Below are 20766 nucleotides of genomic sequence, written 5' to 3'. Positions count from 1 at the left end.
GTAACAGACTTACGCTTCTTCGTGGTACTCGTAACCGAGCTCTTCAGCGATTTTCGCATAACCTTCTTGCTCAAGACGAGCAGCCAATTCAGGGCCACCTGAAAGAACCACTTTACCTTCCATCATTACGTGTACAACATCTGGAGTGATGTAGTTCAAGAGACGTTGATAGTGAGTGATAATCATAGCACCAAAGCCTTCACCACGCATAGCGTTAACCCCTTTTGAAACCACTTTAAGAGCATCAATATCAAGACCTGAGTCAATCTCGTCAAGAAGAGCAAACTTAGGTTCCAACATAAGCAACTGAAGAATTTCGTTACGTTTCTTCTCACCACCTGAGAAACCTTCGTTAAGGTAACGCTCAGCCATTTCTTCACGCATACCAAGTAATTCCATCTTTTCATCCAATTTAGTGATGAAATCAAGGACAGAAATCTTTTCGTCATCTTCTTTACCAGCATTCATAGCCGCACGGATAAACTCAGCATTTGTAATCCCTGGGATTTCAGCTGGATATTGCATAGCAAGGAAAAGACCTAGGCGTGCACGTTCATCAACTTCCAAGTCAAGGATACTTTCACCATCAAAAAGGATGTCCCCTTCTGTGATTTCATAATTTGGGTTACCCATGATAGCAGCCGAAAGGGTAGATTTACCAGTTCCGTTAGGACCCATAATAGCAGCAATCTCACCAGTTTTAAGAGTCAAATTAAGACCCTTCAAGATTTCTTTATCTTCAACAGAAACATGAAGATTTTTGATTTCAAGTACAGACATTGTATACTCCTTTTTCCATATATACAGCAAGCAGGTGCTCGCTAATTTGCATTATTTTTGAAAATAGTCTTGCTATTTTCTGGAAAATAAAAAGAGAACTTCCATTTTCCTTAATTAGAATCATTATAACAAAAAAGCCATTGCTTGGCTTTTCAAATGTTTATTTTTTTCGACCTTGCTTCCATTTCAACATGATTGCTTGGCGATAATCACTATTCCCGATAAATTTTAGGAAATTGAAGAGAGGTGTTCGACCAACGCCCCAAATCTCAAGCCCTTCAATCAGAATTTCCATTCCCAAAATCAAACTCAGAAGTAAGAGAATACCACCGAGACGACTGGAAACATTTAATAAGAGGGCAATCAATGAAAAGAGGATAGCGATGGCATAAACCACCAGAACTGCTCCTCGATGAGTGAACCCCATAGCTAAAAGACGATGATGCAAATGCATCTTATCAGCTTCCATAGCTGAGCGCCCTGACAACTTACGGCGGACAATAGCCACCACTGTGTCAACAATAGGCACTCCAAGGATAATAACAGGTGACAAAATAGCCACTGCTGTCGCATTTTTCAACCCTTGTAATGACAAGACACCAATCATAAAGCCAATAAAGAGCGCCCCTGTATCACCTAGATAGATAATCGCTGGATGATAATTGTAAGGGAAAAATCCCATAATGGCAGCCACTAAGACAAAGATGGTCATGGTCAAAAAAATATCAGTATCATAGAGGAAGAAATAAGAAATCACCCCCATAGTCATCAGGGAAATGATAGAAACTCCTCCAACCAATCCATCCAAACCATCAATCAGATTAATGGCATTGGTGATAGCCGCAATCCATAACACTGTTAGAATCAAGGTCAAGACTGGTCCAAACTGAATCATGGGCCCGCCAAAAGGTATCTTAAAGCTATCAAATCGAAAATCCGTAAAAGCCCAAACAATGACAGCTCCCATAACAATACCGAGCATCTTAGGCAAAGGTTTTAATTCAAAGATATCATCAATGAAACCTGTCAATGCCACAATAGCACCACCCACAACAACCGGTAGGATGTATCTTAAATAAGAAATATGCCAGACATCCTTCTGAATAATCATAGGCATAAATACCAAGGTCGCCAGTACAAAGGCCAAGAAAATAGCTAGACCACCAGCACTCGGCATTGGCTTTTTATTGATACGTCTTGCATTTGGATGATCAACCGCTCCGACTCGAAAGGCCAAAGAGCGCACCAGTGGAGTTCCCACAATGGCAATCAAAAATGTCCCAATCAAGACAAAGATATAATTAATGGTCCAAGGCATGTCCTAGCTCCATTTCGTTGCTTGTAATACCGATAAGGCGTCCTCTTCCATCAAGATTGTTGCATGCTCTTGTAGATAGGGACGTGTTCGGTCTGCCACATTCGCATATTCAAGAAAACGCGCATACATATTGTTCGCGTAATAGTCAGGCTCATCAGCCAAGTAAAGAAGGATAGTCATATAGTAGATATCACCAAGTTTATAAAGTTCAGAACCTTCCACTGGCACATCCTTCAAACCTTGCGTAAAGGTTACTACTTGATCAAAGTCAGAGAAAGCCAAGACATAGTGAGTATAATCTTCACGAATAGCTTCCTCAGCCACTTCCTTAGCCGGCTCTGTCATAGTCTTATCAACCTCTTCCAAGGCCTTTTCAATCTCTTCGAGCTTATGGTGAGCTTCAATATCTCCCTTGTCCATAAAGTTACCCTCAAGAGCTTTGAGGAATTCTTCTGGAGAAAGTCCTGAATAGTCATCCATATCTGACAAATCATTGAAATCAAGGTCTTCCTTAAGGTCTGATTTAGTCACAAAGACATCCACACGATCCTTGCGTGGCGTGACACGGAAGCTCAGCATCCCACTATTTTTAAAGTTATCAGGCAAGTCCAACTCATCCATGACAGTATAGAAAAATTCCTCTGTTTTTTCCTGGGGAATTAAGAAATCTTTCAGCTCCATACCATGTTCTTCAAGATCTTCCATGGTAATCATGATTTTTAGAGTTGTCTCGCTTATTTGTTTCATTTCCATATGTAAAAACCTCGCACGAGTAGTTATTTCATTATACTAGAAAAGCAAAGAGATAGCAATTTCTGAACAAGTTCAGGTCTTATTTTAGGAAGCTTTTCTAAAAATTCTCTAATGCTAGCAAAGATTTGAATTTTCCTATTTATAGCCGTCAGCTATCCTAGAAAAGAGTAAAATAAAAGTGGATATGTAGTTGGAGGTGACAACCATGACTGCCTATAAAAAAGGATGACTTCGAACTAGCAATACTGCAAGAATAACGAATTTTTTGACGCTCTTTCTCTACTTGTCAGGACAACCTCATCAAGTAAACAAATCTACCTTTCTTACAGGATTAATCTTTGCCATCATACTGGCAACTGCACCCATTTACGACGATGACCATTTGACACTCCGACAACAATCACTCCTCCACTTCTCAATCATGTATGTTACCATCCTTCCAATCCTCTGTTTATCTGGATGGCATCCCTTGCATAATATGGTAGACTTATTGAAAATCCTTTCCGGTTTCTTAACTTGCGGACTGGTCCTTTGGACACTAGCTTAGCTTAGCTTTGGAAAACTTCTCAATAAATAATCTCTAAACCAGATAAAAAGGACTTCAATCGAAATCCTTTCAATTTTTTATCCAAAAATAAGTTTAACAGCTCCATAGAAAAGCACAATGATACCGAGTACGATACGGTATTTTCCAAAAACAGTGAAATCGTGTTTCTTAATATAGTTCATCAAGAAGCGAATCACAAATAGGCTGACAAGAAAGGCTGTCACACTAGCTACCAATAGAATGGCCACTTGTCCACCAGTCAAGGTGTTCCCATCAATAAAATACTTAACTGCCTTAAGCCCACTATAACCAAACATCGTTGGAATACCGAGGAAGAAGGTAAAGTCAGCTGCTACGCTACGACTAGTACCAACGATGATTCCCCCAAGAATAGTAGCACCTGAACGACTAGTCCCTGGAATGATACTCAAGACTTGGAAGAGGCCAATATAGAAAGCGGTCTTGTAAGACATACGTGCCAAATCCGTTACCTTAGGCTCTACACGTCGATTGCGGTCCTCAATCCAAATAAAGGCAATCCCGTAGACCACCAACATGATAGCTACTACAAAGAAATTACTGAGGTGGGCCTCCATCCAATCATCTAAAAGAAGACCAAAGAAGGCTGAAGGAATACAGGCAATGACCACCTTAAGCCAAAGTTGCCAAGTCAACTGCACTTCACGTGCCGTCTTACCAGGTTGGAAGGGATTCAAACGTTTAAAGTAAATGACCATAACCGCAAGAATAGCACCAAGTTGGATAACGATATTAAACATATCGATGAAATCCTTACTTTGTCTCAAGTTCAAGAATTCATTAACCAAAATCAAGTGACCTGTAGATGAAATCGGTAACCACTCTGTGATTCCTTCAACAATCCCAAGAAAGACTGCTTTTAGTAATTCAATAATAAATTGTGCCGTTTGCATAATTATCTCCGTTTTAAAATGCTAGCCCCATCACACCAAAAATGATCAGGGCTCCAAATTGTCCTTCTCATTATATCAAATTACAACTTGTATTTGAAGACAATCCTGATATACAGTTTTTTTCTAGCATCAACTTATTGTCATCAATCTCAATTTCCTGTAAAATAGTAAGGAATGACAATTTTATAGGAGACATTGTTTCAATGAAAAAAATTATTGTAGCCTGCTTTACAGCACTCCTCCTCGTTTTTGGTGGAGTGTCAAGCGCTCAAGCAGACGAGTATCTCCGTGTCGGTATGGAGGCTGCCTATGCACCTTTCAACTGGACGCAGGACGATGACTCAAACGGAGCCGTTCCAATCGAAGGTACTAAACAGTATGCCAACGGTTATGACGTGCAAATCGCTAAAAAAATCGCTGAAGCTCAAGGTAAGAAACCCTTGGTGGTCAAAACAGCCTGGACAGGTTTGATTCCTGCCCTCACTTCCAGCAAGATTGATATGATTATCGCAGGTATGAGTCCAACAGCTGAACGTCGTCAAGAAATTGACTTTTCAGATAGCTACTACCGAAGCGAACCTGTTATGGTTGTTAGCTCTGATGGTGATTATGCCAACGCTAAGAGTCTCAAGGATTTCAAGGATGCTAAAATCACAGCTCAACAAGGAGTTTATCTCTATAACTTGATTGACCAAATCCCAGACGTCAGCAAACAAACAGCTATGGGAGACTTCGGTGCTATGCGCCAAGCCCTTGCATCTGGTATCATCGATGGTTATGTTTCAGAGCGTCCTGAAGCAAAAACTGCCGAAGAAGCTAGCTCAAAATATAAGATGATTACGCTTAAAGATGGTGGTTTCCAGGTTTCAGACGATGACGTCTCCTTGGCCGTCGGTCTTCGTAAAGGAGACAGCCAGCAAATGGAACAAGTCAATAAGGTCCTTGCTGGAATCAGTCAAGAGGAACGTGTTAAACTGATGGATCACATCATTAACATCCAACCTGCAGATAAGACTGATGAGACTAAAAAAGGAAACTTCTTTAGTCAGATGAGCACTATCATCGCTAAGAACTGGCCACAATTCTTACGTGGTACAGGAATCACCCTTCTTATCTCGATTATCGGTACAGTTGTGGGTACTTTCATCGGTCTTATGATTGGTGTTTACCGCACAGCTCCTAAGGCTGCTAATAAATTTGTAGCCTTGCTCCAAAAACTCTTCGGTTGGGTTCTTAATGTCTATATCGAAGTTTTCCGTGGTACGCCAATGATTGTACAATCTATGGTTATCTACTACGGTACTGCCCAGGCCTTTGGTATCAACATTGACCGTACCCTAGCAGCTGTCTTCATCGTTTCTATCAACACCGGAGCCTACATGAGTGAAATCGTACGTGGTGGTATCTTCTCTGTAGATAAAGGACAATTTGAAGCTGCAACTGCTCTTGGATTTACCCACGGTCAAACCATGCGTAAGATTGTTCTTCCACAGGTTATCCGTAACATCTTGCCAGCTACTGGTAATGAGTTCGTTATCAATATCAAGGATACCTCTGTTTTGAACGTTATCTCTGTTGTGGAACTTTACTTCGCAGGTAACACTGTTGCAAGCCAAACTTATCAATACTTCCAAACATTCTTTGTTATCGCAGCAATCTACTTTGTCCTCACCTTCACAGTGACACGCATCTTGCGTTATGTAGAACGCCGTTTGGATCAAGATACTTACACACAAGGAGGGGTTCACTAATGACTGAGACGATTTTAGAAATTAAAAACCTCAAAAAATCATACGGAAAAAATGAAGTCCTCAAAGATATCTCCCTCAGCGTCAAAAAGGGTGAGGTTATCTCAATTATTGGTTCTTCAGGTTCAGGGAAATCAACCTTCCTTCGCTCTATTAACCTACTCGAGTCACCTTCAGGTGGTGAAATCCTCTATCATGGAGACAATGTCCTTGAAAAAGGTTACGACCTCACTACCTATCGTGAAAGACTCGGTATGGTTTTCCAATCTTTCAACCTCTTTGAAAACCTTAATGTTTTGGAAAATGCTATCGTAGCTCAAACAACTGTTCTCAAACGTGACCGTAAAAAAGCTGAAAGTATCGCCAAAGCTAACTTGGAGAAAGTTGGTATGGGGGAACAATACTGGAAAGCTAAACCAAAGCAACTTTCAGGGGGACAAAAACAACGTGTTGCCATTGCTCGTGCCCTCTCTGTTGATCCAGAAGCCATCCTATTTGACGAGCCAACTTCAGCCCTTGACCCAGAAATGGTAGGGGAAGTACTCAAGACTATGCAGGAGCTATCTGAAACTGGTTTGACCATGATTATTGTTACCCATGAAATGGAGTTCGCACGTGATGTTTCTGACCGTGTCATCTTCATGGATAAAGGGGTAATCGCTGAACAAGGTAGCCCAGAACAAATCTTTGAAAATCCTAAAGAAGAACGTACCAAGGAATTCCTCAAACGTTTCTTGGGTTAAAAACGAAAAAGTTAAGGTTTCGACCTTAACTTTTTTAGATTCTCTGTTATAAAAAACGGCAACTGCCGTTTTTTTGTCTCTATTTGCTTAGTTACGACGTGTACGTCTGTCAACGAAACCAAGGAAAGCCAATAGTGTCATGAAGAGACCTACAAGACTGAATCCTGATGCAGTTGACTCACCTGTTTCTGGCAAACTATCTGCTTCTTGTACAGGAGCTTGTTTCTCAGCTTTTGTTTGACCATAATTTACAGGAACTTGAGCTACAGTTTGAGCTGCTTGTTCTTGTGTTGTGAGAGCAACAACTTTACCATCTACATCATAAATTGACACTGGTGTAAGACCTTTAGATGTGATTTTAGCAAACTCTTTAGACAATTGTGTTTGACGTTCTTTGTCTGCCTTAGCTTTCATATAGTTATCAAAGGCAGTTTGAACAGTCGTGTATTCGCTCATTAATTTATCACGCTTAGCTGACAATTCAACAAGTTTCGCACGTTCAGTTGAAAGAGCACCTTTAGCTGCAGTAAGTTTAGCAAAGGCTATTGCACGTTCTGCTTTAGCCTTAGCTAGGTTAGCTGAAGCATTTGTAAGGGCGGCTACACGATTCTTAGCAAAAGCCAAAGCTTGTTTCAAGGCTGCTTGTTTTTCAGAAAGGTTAGTCTGAGCAGCTGCCAACTTGCTTGCAGTTGCTTTAAGAGCTGTAAGTTCTGACTGAGTATTTTTAAGTTTCAGAGTTGCTGATTCAGAAGCAACTTTCTTGCTAGCCAAGTCACTTTGAGCTTGATCGTTAGCTTGCTTAGCAGTTTCATAAGCTACTTTTGCAGCTGCTAGATTTGCATTTAAAGATGGTTGAGATTGGCTACCTACATAAGGGTTAGCAATCTTAGTTGTGTCAAAACTACTATCAAAAGAGATAGAATTTTCATTGATATTGTTTACGTGGACATTAAAGGCACCAGCAACTACACTGAGATCAGTACCAATGTATGTTTCGCCACCATCAGATGTAAGTCCAGCAATAGAACGGGCGTGGTTCCACTCCTGACCATTAAACATGAAGTCAAGCATAGCTTCATAGATATACTCCTTAATCTCGTTAAGAGTGAATGGTCCTGTCAAACCTTGCCAAGTATTAAGATTTTCGCCAATATTTACAGTATTAAATGACTTACCAGCACAGGCAAGAGCAGCACTATCGTGTCTACGGTTACTGATAGATTCCCAACCCCAGTTATCTGCCACATAGCCATCTGTAACGCGGTCTGTGGCCATAACACTACCTTTTGATACAGACGTTTCAGTTGTACCAAAAGCTGAACGGATTTGGTTAATCAAGCTTGAAGTATACAATGACAAATCTGTAATTTGAGCTTCACTAAGCTTGTTCAAGTCGCTGATTGTAATGTTTTTATCCGCTTCATTATCTTGGTATTTATTGTTTTCACGATCACGTTTGTTAACATCCTTCAAGGTTTGTTCAGCTTGATATTTTTCTTCTGCAGTTGATGTTCTTGACTCATAAATCTTAAGAGCACTGATGTACTCTGATGATACTGTGAATCTTTGGAGAATATTAGTTGTTGAAGCTTCTGCTTTTTTCTTAGCTGCTTCAGCAACAGCAAGAGCGACTACCTTTTCATTCGCTACTGTTTGAGCAGTTTCATAGGCTGCTTTAGCTTGGTTAGCAGCATTTTGATCTGCAGTCAATTGCTCTTCTTTAGATGAAATAGCAGTAGCTTTTTCCTTATAAGCGGCCTGAGCGGCTTCCAATTCTTCTTGGGCTTTTTTCTCAGCTGCATGTTCAGCGCTGGTTACTTGACCTTGAGCTACAGCAATGGCTTCTAGACTTGCTTCATCGGTTGCTGTTTGTGCCTTTTGCAAGTTAGCATCTGCAATCGCTAAGTTTGCTTTAGCTTGATTGATAGTCTCTTCGTGATTAGCGACTACTGACTCTTGATGCGATACCGCTTGACTTGCAGCATTTGCTTGTTCCCTAGCCGTTTCTACTTGTGATTGAGTTGGGATAGCTTGTGTAGCTGTCGATGATACTGATGCTGTTGTTGAGACTTGACCATTTGTCGTTACCTCATCAGCTTTAGCAACTGAAGTAGAAACTGCAAGTGCTGCAATTCCAGCTGTCGCCAAAACCTTTTTATTCATAAGACGAACTCCTTTTTTATTAAAAATCACTACCATATCATAATATTTTAACAGTATTAAGACAGGATGCTATCTTCTAATTTTTTAAATTTAATTATTTTATAAGGTTTCATAGCCTGCTTACAAAAATTATTAGTCAAAAGTAGAATTGCTGTTTCAAAGTCCCTTTTTAGCCTTTGATTTTGCCCTACCCACCAATTCTATAAAATCTTCGTTACAGTTTCTTAACTTTCTTTAAACATTTTTTTGATATAATATATACTCATCATATGCAAAAGGAAGGGAAAAGTGGAAAAAGTATTGAGTAACATCCTACTAAGAATCATCTCATTTGGCTTGTCTTACTGGTTTTACAGAGGACATCTGGAACAATATGTTCATTATATCGCCCATTACGGTCCCTACTTCCAAGTTTTCCTAAACCTAGTCATTATTATTTTACTGGGGTACTTCGTCTACGCTTTTTTAAAACTCCTTCTCACTAGGAAAATAAAAAAACAAACACTTCTCCTACTTTACTTCATTTACTTTCTTTCCCTCTTCTACCTACTTTTCTTGAAAAACATCGGCATCCAAGGGCTATCCCTTAATCCTCTTTCCTTCGCTCAGGAACTATACTTGGGCAGCCACTTTGTTCCCATCATGAACCTATTAATGTTCATCCCCCTAGGGCTCCTCTTTTCTTCCCGAATGAGTAATCTCCTACTCTGTCTCATCGCCCTTTTCTCCGTTGAATCCATCCAATACTTCGGACATCTGGGAATATTTGATTTAGGAGATATCGTCTTAAATATGTTAGGTCTACTTGTCGGGACTGCAATTCATCAACTCCCTCAGTTTCAAACATTAATCAAAAAAATTTTAACATAGAAAAACCTACAGAACTTAAATCTGGAGGTTTTATTAGAGCACTTTTTTAGATGAATACAAAAAATTAAACGAAGACGTCTTATATACTCGGAATAAAAGACAAAATAATAGCTCTCTGAATCCAGCGATCTATTTTGAACTCGAGCCAAAATCCTAGTCAAAAATAAAAACTGCTCCATCATAGAGCAGTTTCAATTTCGTGTATTCAAGATATAAGGCCTAAGCACTTGTATCTTGAATTAACGACGAAGTCCAAGTGAGCTGATCAACTCACGGTAACGGTTAACGTCTGTGCGGCGAAGGTATGCCAACAAGTTACGACGGTGACCGATTTTTTTCATCAAACCACGGTAAGTAGCGTGGTCTTTTTTGTGTTGTTTGATGTGGTCGTTAAGGTGGTTGATTTCCCAAGTAAGGACAGCAACTTGAACCTCTACTGAACCAGTGTCACCTTCGTGACGTGCGTATTGTGCAATGAGTTCATTTTTTTTCTCTTTTGAGATTGCCATATTTTTCTCCTTTTTTTGCTCTATCCGAGTCTTAGGATTGGCTCTCCTAAAACCAAGAAAGAGTTGGTTTGTCTTTCCGACTTCTTTATTTTAGCTTATCTACTAATCTTTGTCAATCGTAAGATTCACTGTTTGAGACTTTCTAACTTAGGCTTTTTTAACCACTCTTGAATTCAGAAGAAATCCTAAGAAAAGTAAAAAACTGACTATAGCATAAGCTAGGAAAATCCAACTAAAGCTTGAAGAGACAAGTGCCAGCAATTTCAAAACATAAGGGGATACGGCTGAGCCTAGGTTGCATCCTAAGAGGACATAAGCAGTCGCCTTATTCAGCAAATTTCTAGCAATACATTCAGAAAGACGATGAAAGATAATGGTCAAAATAATACTGTAAAAGAAACCAACACCAACAGAAGACAAAATCAATATCAGCAAGTTGTTAGCCAGAGCTATTCCAAATAGACAGATAGATAGGCAAAACAGGGCCATCGGCAAGAGACGGTTCTTAATGTGAGCTAGTAATGAAGCAAAGCTAAGTCCAGCTACAATCCCAATGCCCTGCTCCAAACTAAGGACCAGAGCTGATTGACCACTTACAATGGTCTTACCATCAACTTGAAAAAGAGGCACGCGCAAACTAATCGATGAATTAATGCAAATCACAAAACCTGCCAAGAGGGCCATGCCTAAAATCATAGCAAAATCTTTTTTATTCAAACCTTGTTTACTTTTTTGTACCTCTTCCTTCTCTACCTGCTCCATCGGTGGTACAAAGAGAAGGTACATAGCTAGGATGATAAAACCAAAACCGTAGATAAGAAAAGCAAGTGTCCAATGAATTTTCAGTAATTGTCCAACCAAAAGGGAACAAGAAGCTCCACCAATCAACTCCATGGAGCCACGAATACCTAACATCTGAACCCGCTCTTTACCTTGATAACGTTGGCTGATGATGGCAATCGCCTTAGCATTGATAAGGCCAATCCCCATCCCAAAAGCAATACGTGACAGTAAGACAAGAGGATAGGCTTGTACAAAAAAAGGAAAAATCCCAGCACTACTAAGTAAAAGCAATCCAGTCACAATTAGCTGTCTATCACTTAGCCATTTGTCAATAAATGAATTAAGCAAGAGCATCGCTACTACGGAAAATGAAGGAACAGATACTAAAAGCTCCACCTGAGCCGCAGAATAGGTTGGACTATAGTAGTCCAACATAGGTGGTAGAGCGGTTGAAATCGAGAAGGCCGAAATCAAAAGCAAAGATAACCCGAGTAGGCTCATTTTTTCTAAAATCTTTGTCATAATCATAATATAGGGATAAGAGCATCCTTTCTTTACTTGTCCGATAGTTATTTTTTCATTATAATCTAAGAAGAGATAAAAAAATAGGACCTAAGTCCTAAAAAGGAGATGTATGCGTAACCACACTATTCACCCTCAACTTGAACAAGTCTTCTCAGCCTCCTATCTCAGCCAATTACAGAAAGTCACCTTTCAAAAAGGCGATTACATTTGCACTCAGGGACAAGCTATCACTGAGCTGACCTACATTTTATCAGGTAGGGTAAAAATTGTTCGCTCCCTGTCCAATGGTAAAGAACACATCCTAGAAATGCCTCAACAACCACAGCTACTGGGAGATATTGAACTCATGACCAATCAATTAGCGGGTTCTTCAGTCATTGCTTTAGAAGAAGTTCAAGCAGTTCAGCTCCCATTAAATAATAAGGAAGCACTCCTCAAAGACCCTGTTTTTCTCTACCAAATTGGACGTAACCTAGCTATGGCACTGCATAAGCAAGGTATCACTGCCTCAACGAATGCTAGTTACTCTGTCAAAGAGCGTCTGGCCACCCATATTTTGAATAGTGAAGAAGAGAATATCTTTCAATTATCGCCTTCCATTTTAGCTTCCCGTTTTGGGACTAGCTATCGTCATGTACAGCGAGTTATCAAACAATTTATCGATCAGGGGACTATCGAAAAAGAGGCTTTTAAGACCTATCGTATTTTAGAGAGACAAACCTTGGAAAAACTGGCTTTTATCGATTAGAAAAAGCCTCACTTTAACCCTTGATGGTTTAATTTTCAACCCTTTTGTGCTATAGTTATAAACAAGTAAATCAAAGAAAATAGAGGTAAACAAATGGATGCTCAAACCAAAATTATCCGCGCCAGCCATATGATTGATATGAATGATATCATTCGCGAAGGAAATCCAACCTTGCGTGCTGTCGCTGAAGATGTAACCTTCCCACTATCAGACGAAGACATTATCCTAGGCGAAAAAATGATGCAGTTTCTTCGTAACTCACAAGATCCTGTTATTGCCGAAAAAATGGGGCTTCGTGGGGGAGTCGGTCTTGCAGCCCCTCAATTAGATATTTCAAAACGCATTATCGCTGTTCTCGTTCCAAACCCTGAAGACGCTGAAGGTAACCCACCAAAAGAAGCATATAGCCTTCAAGAAATCATGTACAACCCTAAAGTAGTTGCCCATTCTGTTCAGGATGCTGCTTTGGGTGATGGAGAAGGGTGTCTCTCAGTTGACCGCGACGTTCCTGGTTACGTGGTTCGTCATGCTCGAGTAACTGTTGAATATTTCAACAAAGAGGGCGAAAAGCAACGTGTTAAACTCCGTGGTTACAACTCAATCGTTGTTCAACATGAAATCGACCATACTAACGGTATTATGTTCTACGACCGCATCAATAAAGACAATCCATTCGCCATTAAAGATGGACTCTTAATTATCGAATAAAGAAAGCCTCAGTAGAAATACTGGGGTTTTAGTTTGAAGATAAAGCCTTAGTGCCACTTTATAGCTAAGTCAAAGTAGAAAAGAACCGACTTTCGTCGATTCTTTTTTCATTATCTGAACCTGTCCTCAGACAAGCATATTGTAAAGTGTTTCATTACCGTGAAGATTAATGTAACTTGGGTCAAAGTCCGAAAGACGTTCCCACTCAACGAGGAGAATTCTTCCGATTATAATCTATTGCATCCTGACAAAATCGTACATCTGCTTGGTTTCCCGCACGTTCCGCACAACGTTTCTGATGCATTAAACCTCTTTCAATACGGTCACGTTCATCCAGAGCCTTGTTTCTTTCATCTTGACGGCGAATATCATTCTGAACAGAAGTATCCATACCACCACCCGAGATCGTGATACTTTCGCTTGGCTCATTCATTGTTTCTGAGAATAAATAACAAATAGCTATAGCTGCAAGAACCAGGAGGGCAATAATTACTGTTGCACTAATACCTAACCAAGAAAGAATAAAAACTACCCAACCATACTTTTCAATGAACTGACCAAGACGAGGAATCAGACCAAGGATGCCAGAAAACCACCAAACAGCAAGTACATAGATACTAGTATGAAAGGTTCCACCTAGGAAATTTGCCAACCAATTAGGAAAAGATAGATGTGTAATCAAAAAATCACTAAATGGCTGAAAAACATTGTAAAGAAAACCATAAGTATATTTCAAAGCTATGATCGTCACTACAACAACCAACAGCCATTTGCCAAATTGCTTCATATTTTAACCTCTAATATATATTAACAAGATTAGTTTACTTTATAATAAAAATAACTATCATCAGTTGTGCCAATTAGCGACTGACCGGTCCATATACGGTCCTTGTTTTTGTCTGATTGGTCATCTACGTTATCATTTGATGAGGTAACAGCACTCGTTAAGGATACACCTATAGGAAGAAATGCCATAGCTGCGCCACCAGGTCCTACGCCTGATTTTGGACCAGTACTTGCAGTGAGGTAGCCATCTGTAAATTTCGCATATTCAGTCGTTACCCTCTCTTTATCACTAACCAGACCGTTATTATCAAAAGTCAAGGTGTCACCTCTACCATTTTTCCAAGTCCCAGCAACACTAGAGAAATCACCTCTTTGAATAGCATTAATATCCATACCGGACTGTTTAGCATCAGATTTACTTGAACTACTCTCTTTACTACTAGAGTCATTCTTAGCTTCATTTGTACTAGTTTGACTGTCATTGGAAACACTAAAATCTTTCCATGACTCTTGACCTAGTTCAAATAAACTAGCACCATTAAGACCAACTAGACTTGTGCCATCTTTTGTATCTGCCATACTAAAGTCAACAGACTGTGTCTGATTGAAAGCTCCATTCTTAATTTCATAAGTTTCTGCCTTAGCTTCTGGTCTCATTCTCTGAAATTGTTGGCAGTAGATGGTACCATCACTATAAATCTTCATATCAGACAAATAACCACCCTTAGCATAAGTCCCAGCACTAATAGCAAACACAGGCTGATCCGTATTATTAAGATAATAAATAGCGTGTACTCTTTCAGGAGACCCAATTAGAAGTTCATCCTTACCATCCTTATTAATATCAGCAAAACTATATTGAATAGTTTCCCCCGCATTAACTGCATCAAAAATAATATTAGTTGCATAAGCTTCATCAGTTGCTAAACTACTAGGAACAGAAGATACACTTTTATTCACAATAATCGGACGATACATATCTAAAACAGATGCATAGAGTTTTTCGTTATCTGCTTTTTTACTAGCACTACTTGAGGTTGAAGGAGTCTCATTTTGTGACTCTTTCACTTGAGAGGTTGTTGAAGTAGAATTTTTTGTTTTCGACTGTGATGTTGGTAGCTTCTGGCAGGCGACAAGTGGCAACAGACTAGACAACAATACAAAACTTAATAATTTCTTTTTCATAATACCCTTTCAAAAGGAACTACCTAGCACAATCTAGGTAGTTCCTCTTTTATTATTTTTCTTTGGTTAATTCAGCTTTCAAACCTTTAGCAGTCAAAGTCAACTTTATCCACGACGTTTACGAGCTGTCACACCCGAAAGTCCAAGCATACCTAGTCCCGCTAAAAGATAGACTGCTGTATCAGATTCACCAGTTTGTGGGAGTGGCGCTTGATAGTCAGTCGTACCACGACGGTTTACGACTGCTTGTGTCGCCTCTGCTGTTGCTACTTGGGCTGCAGAGAATGATGTTGTTTTAACTTCATTTGTTGAAGATATAAATTCCGGAAGTCCAACATGTGTATTTGAGTTCACACGATTAGACTGGGTACCATTCACATCCTGTCTTACTTGTTTAGCTTTAGCATCACTCTCAGCTTGTCGGCGTAGCACTTCTTCTTTTGACTTTCTTTGAGCCTCTTCATAAGCAATACGAGCATCATAGGCAACTTTCAAGTTAGTATACTTAGTGCCACTCAATGCCGTTTGAGCTTTTGCATTCGTTAACACTACCATTGCTTTGTCATAGGCAGCTTGAGCAGCTTCTTGTGCTGTCACCGCTTGGGTATAAGCTTGTCGAGCGGTTTCAAGATTATCTTTAGCTTTCACAAGTTGCTCATAAGTAGCTTTTGCATCTATTACTGCTTGTTCAAGTTCAGCTAGTTTTGCTTTTGCTACTGTTGTTGCTGTTTCACGTTGTGCCAATTCATCATTAGCTGCATCTAATTTGCTTTGTGCGGCTGTCAAAGCGTTTACAGCTTCATCGCGTGATGCTTTTGCCATATCCAAAGCTGCTACTTTATCAGCATATGACGCTGTCACTGTTGCCAATGTGTTTTCAGCTGTTTCAAGCGCTGTTTGGGCATTTGCCAATTCAGCTTTTGCGGTTGCCAATTTAGCTTCTGCGTCAGCTGTTTGACGTGGTGTTGCTACCAATGCATCGTATGTAGCTTTCGCTTGTTCAAAACGTGTTTGTGCTGCTTGTGCTTGCGCTGTTGCTGTTACCAAGGCTGCTTGTGCTGCTCGGTCGGCAACTTCTGCAGCTTGCTTATCTGGGATTTTCAAATCAGGTACATTCTTGCTTTCATCAAGTAATTTCTTATCAAAGTTGACAAGGTCATGCACCGGTGTATATAACACATGGGTTTCAATCATCGGAACTGTACCGAATCCGAAATCAGTATGACTCAATGTGAATGCAATACCTAATGATGGCTGTTTTACTAATGAAATAGCGTGACCATAATGACCATTTGAACTACCTTCATAAATAAAGCCATTTACATTTTCAGCAACTAATTTATATAATTCTGATTTAGTTAACTCAACTTTATCACCAATCTTATATGTACTATTACCATTAGAATCTAAATCATATGCTGAATCTGGGCTGTTACCAGCTAAGTTTTCGTAAGCATTAGATTTATTTTTACGATTATACCAGTATCCCATTTCTTTTGCGGCTTCATTAATAGCTTTGTTATCATGTCCACTAAATGGGTCATGATTTTTATCATATTTTTCAGCTACTAACGTTGCAAATTTAATAGCATCGGTATTTACAACAAGTTTTGGTTGTCCAAGTTGTTGGCGAACATCATTAACCAAATATGCAAAATATTGGCTCAATTCTGTTTGTAATTCAATTGGGAGATTCGTTACATCATACTTTTGACCTGTTGTGTCGTCTGTAAATGTTGATAAGTATGCTGTGTTCAAATCGCGTGACGCTGGTTCTGATGCAATAGCTTTTTCTAAGGCCTCATCAGACATTGACCCAAATGCGTATTGCTTAAAGTGTTGTTTGAATTCATCAGACATTACAACATGTGTTGGGTGATTGAATTCTGCGTCTTTAAGGGCTTGCGCTGTTTCGTCAGCTTTTGCTTTTGCTGTAGCAACTTCACTTTTTGCAACTTGTGCGGCTTGGTCTGCTTTTTCAACATTGATTTCAGCTTCTTTTGTATCAGCGTCAAGGTTGACGTCATTTTGTTTGGCTGTTTCAACGGTCTGTCCAGCTTGTGATACTTTATCGGTCTTCTCAGCCACTGTAGCTTGTGCATCGACGACACCTTGTTTAGCTGTTTCAACTTCTTTAGCACTTGTATCAACCGCGGTTTGTTTCTCAGACTGAATCTGTGTCGCTTCTGCAACTGCTTTCTGAGCTTGATTCACATTACCTTGCGCTTCATTAACGGCTGCTTGGGCTTGCGACTGATTAGCTTCTTTTGTAGTTACATCTGTTTTTGCCGTTTCAACAGTTTCTTTAGCAGGCTGTACTTTAGCTTCAGCTGTTGGGATAGCCTCTTTAGCACTCTGAATATTAACTTCTGTCGCTTGTGCTGTAACTGTTTCTGCTTGTGCAACAGCATCTTGTGCTGCTGTAGTATTTGCTTTAGCAGTCTCTAGAGCCTGCTTTTTACTGTCAACCACAGACTGGGCTTGTGCTTGAGCTTCTTGATTCGTATCATAACTTGCTTTTGCAGATGCAACTTGCTCTGCAGTAACTGGTTGGGACTGTGCCTGACTGACAGTTGTCGTAGTAGTATCAACACTATCAGCATGTGCTTCTTGACTAATGATCCCTGTTGCAAGGATGGCTGTCGTTAAAGACACTGAAGAGATGATTTTCTTAGAATTCATCATAGACTCCTTTTTTTTCATATTAATACCCCATTAATTAAAATACCCCACTAATTATCCCCCCCCCCCCCCGAAAATTTGTCAAGACTTTTTTGGGTATTTTTTTAAAAATTTAATAGCCTTTTTAAGATGTTTTAAACGTTCAAAATGTTCATATTATAACACTTTATCTACTCATGTCTTATTTACAGAAAACAATTATGTTTTTTCTTTCTAATCTAATATTTATATTTAAAAATAAAAAAGGGGTTCTTAAAGTGAATAAAATATGAATAGATAGGACTAAATAACCTTGTTTTGTTAAACCTATTTTTAGCATTCTGTTTTTATTCTTAATAAAAACAAAAAAACCGACTTTCGTCGATTCTTTTTTCATTATCTGAACCTGTCCTCAGACAAGCATATTGTAAAGTGTTTCGTTACCGTGAAGGTTGATATAACTTGGGTCAAAGGAAGAGAGACGCTTGAGAAGTCCATCATAGTCATTCTTGTCACTAAGAGCTATACCAATGAGAACTGGACCTTTTCCTTTATTAGCACGTTTGATGTACTCAAAACGAGTAATATCATCATTTGGTCCCAAGATATCATTTACAAATTCACGAAGGGCACCAGGACGTTGTGGGAAGTTAACCACAAAGTAATGCTTGATACCATCATAGATAAGCGCACGTTCTTCCATCTCTGGCATACGGTTGATGTCATTGTTACCACCTGAAATGATGCAGACGATGGTTTTTCCTTTAATCTCATCTTTGATCACTTCCAAAGCTGCCACTGATGCCGCCCCTGCAGGTTCTGCAATGGTACCAACCTTAGAGTACATATCAATTAGGGTTTCTGAAATCAATCCTTCATCAACCCCCAAGAGGCGGTCAACATATTTACGTGCGACTTCATAGGTCTTGACACCTACCTTTTGAACAGCAATCCCATCCGCAAACTTATCAATTTCTTCAAGTTTAATAGGATAACCACGGTCAAAAGCAGCACGCATACTACGAGCACCACTAGCCTCAACACCGATAACTTCTATAGACGGTGCCACATCCTTGATATAGGTAGCCACACCAGAGATGAGTCCACCCCCACCTACCGGCACTAAGATACTATCAAAAGAAACACCTTCCTCTTGAGCCTGCTCATAAATTTCATAAGCAACAGTTCCTTGACCCGCTTGGACATTATAATCGTCAAATGGATCAATGAAAGTCATGCCTTCAGACTTGGTATATTCCTGTGCTGCTTGAGCAGAAGCATCAAAGGTATCTCCAACCAATTTGATTGTTACAAACTTACCACCAAAGAAACGGACTTGACCAATTTTTTGGTGAGGCGTTGTTACTGGCATAAAGATAGTTGCAGGAATCTTCATTTCATTACAAGTATAAGCAACCCCTTGAGCATGGTTTCCGGCTGATGCACAAACCACACCACGCGCCTTATCCTCGTCACTCAATTGATGGATAGCATAGTAGGCTCCACGCAATTTAAAGGAACGTACCTTTTGCATATTTTCTTTTTTAATATAAATAGTCGCCCCGTATTTTTCAGATAAGTAGCGATCAAAATCTAGTGGTGTGCGTTCCACCACGTTTTTTAAGACTTCATTAGCCTTTACGATATCATTTGCAGTAATCATTGGCTCTCCTTTGACACAATATTCAAACTATTTCTATTGTATCACAATTTTAAGAAAAAATAGCAGCCATTATAAAGAAAACTCCTTGTTTACACAAAGAGTTCTACTTATTATTTATCAACTTTTTTGACATCAAGAAGTTACGAAGAGCTGCAAGGGTTGCTGCACCTGCTAGGACTATAGCTATAAGGATAGAAACAACATGTCCTCCCCACTTATGAGATTTTGCTGTTTTAGCAATGTAGCCTTAAGATTTTTAACAAGGATACTGTTTTGATCAGTTGGTGAACCTGCTACGATACCGTAACGTGGGAATACGTTTCAATCCTTCTCAACAGACAAGACTGCACCTGATTTATCGTTGACACTGATTGTCACCAAGTAACCTGTATTGTTTGTCAACCATCCTGACGCTACTATCAAGTTTGAAACCTTAGCTGAAGCACCTGCTGCCAACGTGATGTCAACATTATCTTGACCGATGATTTCTGAAGCATGTTGAAGTGTCAAGTTGACAGTCATCGTCTTCGTTTCTGATGTCGAATGACGTCCCGCTTCAGTTTATCACTATTTGTATTTGCATGCTGTAAACTAGAGTTATTTTTAGTTTCATAAAATTTGCTTGGTTTTTCTTATGAAACTAATGTCAACTTAATCTTTTTTGTAAAACAAGGGAATTTCCGGAAATCCTCGTAAATAGTAATTTTTTCATCTTGAATGGTAAGGCTTTTCAGAAACTTGAGAAGTGTATTTTCTAATTTAATTAGATATTCAGTTATCTAATTCTATATAAAATGACAAAAATAAGCAGTAAATGATGACATTTCAGCTCCTAAAATACTAAATTTGATGAGAATAAAAAAACATCTCCCACACAAAATGAGAAATGATTTATTTATCTATTTTTAGTATCCAAGATAACGGTAACAGGTCCATCATTGATCAGGCTAACCTGCATATCTGCACCAAAGCGTCCCCTTTCTACAGGAACATGAGCTGACAAGGATTGGTTGAAATCGTCATAGAACTGGCTAGCCACGTCAGGCTTTGCAGCACCCGTAAATGCCGGTCGATTTCCTTTTTTCGTATCTGCAAAAAGCGTAAACTGAGAAACCGACAAAATCTGACCACCAATATCCTTAACAGAGAGATTCATCTTGCCATCTTCATCTGAAAAAATGCGCATATTGACAATCTTACGAACTGCATACTCTAGATCCTCTTTGGTGTCCTCTGGACCAACTCCGACCAAGAGTAAGAGGCCCTGCTTGATAGCACCAACCGTAGAATCCTCAATAACCACAGAGGCACTTTGCACGCGCTGAATTACAATCTTCATCGCAG

19 protein-coding genes are annotated in these 20766 nt (G+C 39.5%); 6 read left to right on the top strand and 13 right to left on the bottom strand.

Going from position 1 to position 20766, the window contains the following annotated elements:
- Positions 1 to 9 precede the first annotated feature (9 nt).
- The 3 genes from sufC to mecA all read right to left on the bottom strand — a co-directional run bounded on the left by sufC (position 10) and on the right by mecA (position 2851).
- Positions 10 to 780: a Fe-S cluster assembly ATPase SufC gene (gene sufC, locus EL076_RS01055; RefSeq protein ID WP_002883600.1), complete on the bottom strand. Its 771-nt coding sequence runs from the start codon at positions 778 to 780 to the stop codon at positions 10 to 12.
- 160 nt (positions 781 to 940) lie between these two features.
- A complete protein-coding gene (locus EL076_RS01050) occupies positions 941 to 2098 on the bottom strand; it encodes a glycosyltransferase family 4 protein (protein ID WP_003098132.1) in 1158 nt (385 codons plus the stop codon).
- A 3-nt stretch (positions 2099 to 2101) separates the two neighbouring features.
- Complete coding sequence (gene mecA, locus EL076_RS01045) at positions 2102 to 2851, bottom strand: adaptor protein MecA (protein WP_126428939.1); 750 nt, start codon at positions 2849 to 2851, stop codon at positions 2102 to 2104.
- A 265-nt stretch (positions 2852 to 3116) separates the two neighbouring features.
- On the opposite strand from mecA, the gene EL076_RS01040 reads away from it, so the two are divergent.
- Entirely contained in the window at positions 3117 to 3398 is a 282-nt protein-coding gene (locus EL076_RS01040) for a DUF3021 family protein (RefSeq protein WP_126428937.1), read from the top strand.
- Positions 3399 to 3475: 77 nt separating this feature from the next.
- Here the strand turns inward: EL076_RS01040 and EL076_RS01035 are convergent, their stop codons facing one another.
- Positions 3476 to 4330: an undecaprenyl-diphosphate phosphatase gene (locus EL076_RS01035; protein WP_126428935.1), complete on the bottom strand. Its 855-nt coding sequence runs from the start codon at positions 4328 to 4330 to the stop codon at positions 3476 to 3478.
- 203 nt (positions 4331 to 4533) lie between these two features.
- Between EL076_RS01035 and EL076_RS01030 the strand changes: the two genes are divergently transcribed.
- On the top strand, positions 4534 to 6081 hold the full coding sequence (locus EL076_RS01030; RefSeq protein WP_126428933.1) for an ABC transporter substrate-binding protein/permease: 1548 nt from the start codon (positions 4534 to 4536) through the stop codon (positions 6079 to 6081).
- Positions 6081 to 6821 (top strand): amino acid ABC transporter ATP-binding protein, encoded by a 741-nt coding sequence (locus EL076_RS01025; RefSeq protein ID WP_003098153.1) that lies wholly within the window; start codon positions 6081 to 6083, stop codon positions 6819 to 6821. Before EL076_RS01030 ends, EL076_RS01025 begins: the two co-directional genes overlap by 1 nt.
- Positions 6822 to 6908: 87 nt before the next feature.
- Here EL076_RS01025 and EL076_RS01020 read toward each other — a convergent pair whose 3' ends face one another.
- Complete coding sequence (locus EL076_RS01020; protein ID WP_126428931.1) at positions 6909 to 8984, bottom strand: SEC10/PgrA surface exclusion domain-containing protein; 2076 nt, start codon at positions 8982 to 8984, stop codon at positions 6909 to 6911.
- Positions 8985 to 9272: 288 nt separating this feature from the next.
- On the opposite strand from EL076_RS01020, the gene EL076_RS01015 reads away from it, so the two are divergent.
- Entirely contained in the window at positions 9273 to 9854 is a 582-nt protein-coding gene (locus EL076_RS01015) for a VanZ family protein (protein ID WP_126428929.1), read from the top strand.
- A 239-nt stretch (positions 9855 to 10093) separates the two neighbouring features.
- Here the strand turns inward: EL076_RS01015 and rpsO are convergent, their stop codons facing one another.
- On the bottom strand, positions 10094 to 10363 hold the full coding sequence (gene rpsO, locus EL076_RS01010) for a 30S ribosomal protein S15 (protein ID WP_003098158.1): 270 nt from the start codon (positions 10361 to 10363) through the stop codon (positions 10094 to 10096).
- 147 nt (positions 10364 to 10510) lie between these two features.
- Entirely contained in the window at positions 10511 to 11674 is a 1164-nt protein-coding gene (locus EL076_RS01005; protein ID WP_126428927.1) for an MFS transporter, read from the bottom strand.
- 106 nt (positions 11675 to 11780) lie between these two features.
- Between EL076_RS01005 and EL076_RS01000 the strand changes: the two genes are divergently transcribed.
- A complete protein-coding gene (locus EL076_RS01000; RefSeq protein ID WP_126428925.1) occupies positions 11781 to 12419 on the top strand; it encodes a cyclic nucleotide-binding domain-containing protein in 639 nt (212 codons plus the stop codon).
- Between the two features lie 93 nt (positions 12420 to 12512).
- Positions 12513 to 13127: a peptide deformylase gene (gene def / locus EL076_RS00995; RefSeq protein WP_002883663.1), complete on the top strand. Its 615-nt coding sequence runs from the start codon at positions 12513 to 12515 to the stop codon at positions 13125 to 13127.
- 205 nt (positions 13128 to 13332) lie between these two features.
- On the opposite strand, the gene EL076_RS00990 is transcribed toward def, so the two are convergent.
- From EL076_RS00990 to dtd, 6 genes are all read right to left on the bottom strand, one after another.
- Complete coding sequence (locus EL076_RS00990) at positions 13333 to 13914, bottom strand: hypothetical protein (protein ID WP_126428923.1); 582 nt, start codon at positions 13912 to 13914, stop codon at positions 13333 to 13335.
- 29 nt (positions 13915 to 13943) lie between these two features.
- Entirely contained in the window at positions 13944 to 15098 is a 1155-nt protein-coding gene (locus EL076_RS00985; RefSeq protein ID WP_126428921.1) for a DUF6287 domain-containing protein, read from the bottom strand.
- 105 nt (positions 15099 to 15203) lie between these two features.
- Positions 15204 to 17801, bottom strand: a complete 2598-nt coding sequence (locus EL076_RS00980; RefSeq protein WP_232009658.1) for an SEC10/PgrA surface exclusion domain-containing protein — start codon at positions 17799 to 17801, stop codon at positions 15204 to 15206.
- Between the two features lie 370 nt (positions 17802 to 18171).
- Positions 18172 to 19422 (bottom strand): threonine ammonia-lyase IlvA, encoded by a 1251-nt coding sequence (ilvA, locus tag EL076_RS00975; protein WP_126428920.1) that lies wholly within the window; start codon positions 19420 to 19422, stop codon positions 18172 to 18174.
- 321 nt (positions 19423 to 19743) lie between these two features.
- Entirely contained in the window at positions 19744 to 19944 is a 201-nt protein-coding gene (locus tag EL076_RS09915; RefSeq protein WP_003095079.1) for a hypothetical protein, read from the bottom strand.
- Between the two features lie 373 nt (positions 19945 to 20317).
- Complete coding sequence (dtd, locus tag EL076_RS00970) at positions 20318 to 20761, bottom strand: D-aminoacyl-tRNA deacylase (RefSeq protein ID WP_003095022.1); 444 nt, start codon at positions 20759 to 20761, stop codon at positions 20318 to 20320.
- Between the last annotated feature and the right edge of the window lie 5 nt (positions 20762 to 20766).

Origin of the sequence: Streptococcus vestibularis (assembly GCF_900636445.1) — a bacterium.
Taxonomy (GTDB): domain Bacteria; phylum Bacillota; class Bacilli; order Lactobacillales; family Streptococcaceae; genus Streptococcus; species Streptococcus vestibularis.
This window is presented reverse-complemented; position numbering and strand designations above follow the sequence as displayed.

What these genes read in the sequence shown, in the direction of transcription:
- sufC (WP_002883600.1), bottom strand. Translation starts at nt 780, where the DNA reads ATGTCTGTACTTGAAATCAAAAATCTTCATGTTTCTGTTGAAGATAAA.
- EL076_RS01050 (WP_003098132.1), bottom strand. Translation starts at nt 2,098, where the DNA reads ATGCCTTGGACCATTAATTATATCTTTGTCTTGATTGGGACATTTTTG.
- mecA (WP_126428939.1), bottom strand. Translation starts at nt 2,851, where the DNA reads ATGGAAATGAAACAAATAAGCGAGACAACTCTAAAAATCATGATTACC.
- EL076_RS01035 (WP_126428935.1), bottom strand. Translation starts at nt 4,330, where the DNA reads ATGCAAACGGCACAATTTATTATTGAATTACTAAAAGCAGTCTTTCTT.
- EL076_RS01030 (WP_126428933.1), top strand. Translation starts at nt 4,534, where the DNA reads ATGAAAAAAATTATTGTAGCCTGCTTTACAGCACTCCTCCTCGTTTTT.
- EL076_RS01025 (WP_003098153.1), top strand. Translation starts at nt 6,081, where the DNA reads ATGACTGAGACGATTTTAGAAATTAAAAACCTCAAAAAATCATACGGA.
- EL076_RS01020 (WP_126428931.1), bottom strand. Translation starts at nt 8,984, where the DNA reads ATGAATAAAAAGGTTTTGGCGACAGCTGGAATTGCAGCACTTGCAGTT.
- rpsO (WP_003098158.1), bottom strand. Translation starts at nt 10,363, where the DNA reads ATGGCAATCTCAAAAGAGAAAAAAAATGAACTCATTGCACAATACGCA.
- EL076_RS01005 (WP_126428927.1), bottom strand. Translation starts at nt 11,674, where the DNA reads ATGATTATGACAAAGATTTTAGAAAAAATGAGCCTACTCGGGTTATCT.
- EL076_RS01000 (WP_126428925.1), top strand. Translation starts at nt 11,781, where the DNA reads ATGCGTAACCACACTATTCACCCTCAACTTGAACAAGTCTTCTCAGCC.
- def (WP_002883663.1), top strand. Translation starts at nt 12,513, where the DNA reads ATGGATGCTCAAACCAAAATTATCCGCGCCAGCCATATGATTGATATG.
- EL076_RS00990 (WP_126428923.1), bottom strand. Translation starts at nt 13,914, where the DNA reads ATGAAGCAATTTGGCAAATGGCTGTTGGTTGTTGTAGTGACGATCATA.
- EL076_RS00985 (WP_126428921.1), bottom strand. Translation starts at nt 15,098, where the DNA reads ATGAAAAAGAAATTATTAAGTTTTGTATTGTTGTCTAGTCTGTTGCCA.
- EL076_RS00980 (WP_232009658.1), bottom strand. Translation starts at nt 17,801, where the DNA reads ATGAAAAAAAAGGAGTCTATGATGAATTCTAAGAAAATCATCTCTTCA.
- ilvA (WP_126428920.1), bottom strand. Translation starts at nt 19,422, where the DNA reads ATGATTACTGCAAATGATATCGTAAAGGCTAATGAAGTCTTAAAAAAC.
- EL076_RS09915 (WP_003095079.1), bottom strand. Translation starts at nt 19,944, where the DNA reads ATGACTGTCAACTTGACACTTCAACATGCTTCAGAAATCATCGGTCAA.
- dtd (WP_003095022.1), bottom strand. Translation starts at nt 20,761, where the DNA reads ATGAAGATTGTAATTCAGCGCGTGCAAAGTGCCTCTGTGGTTATTGAG.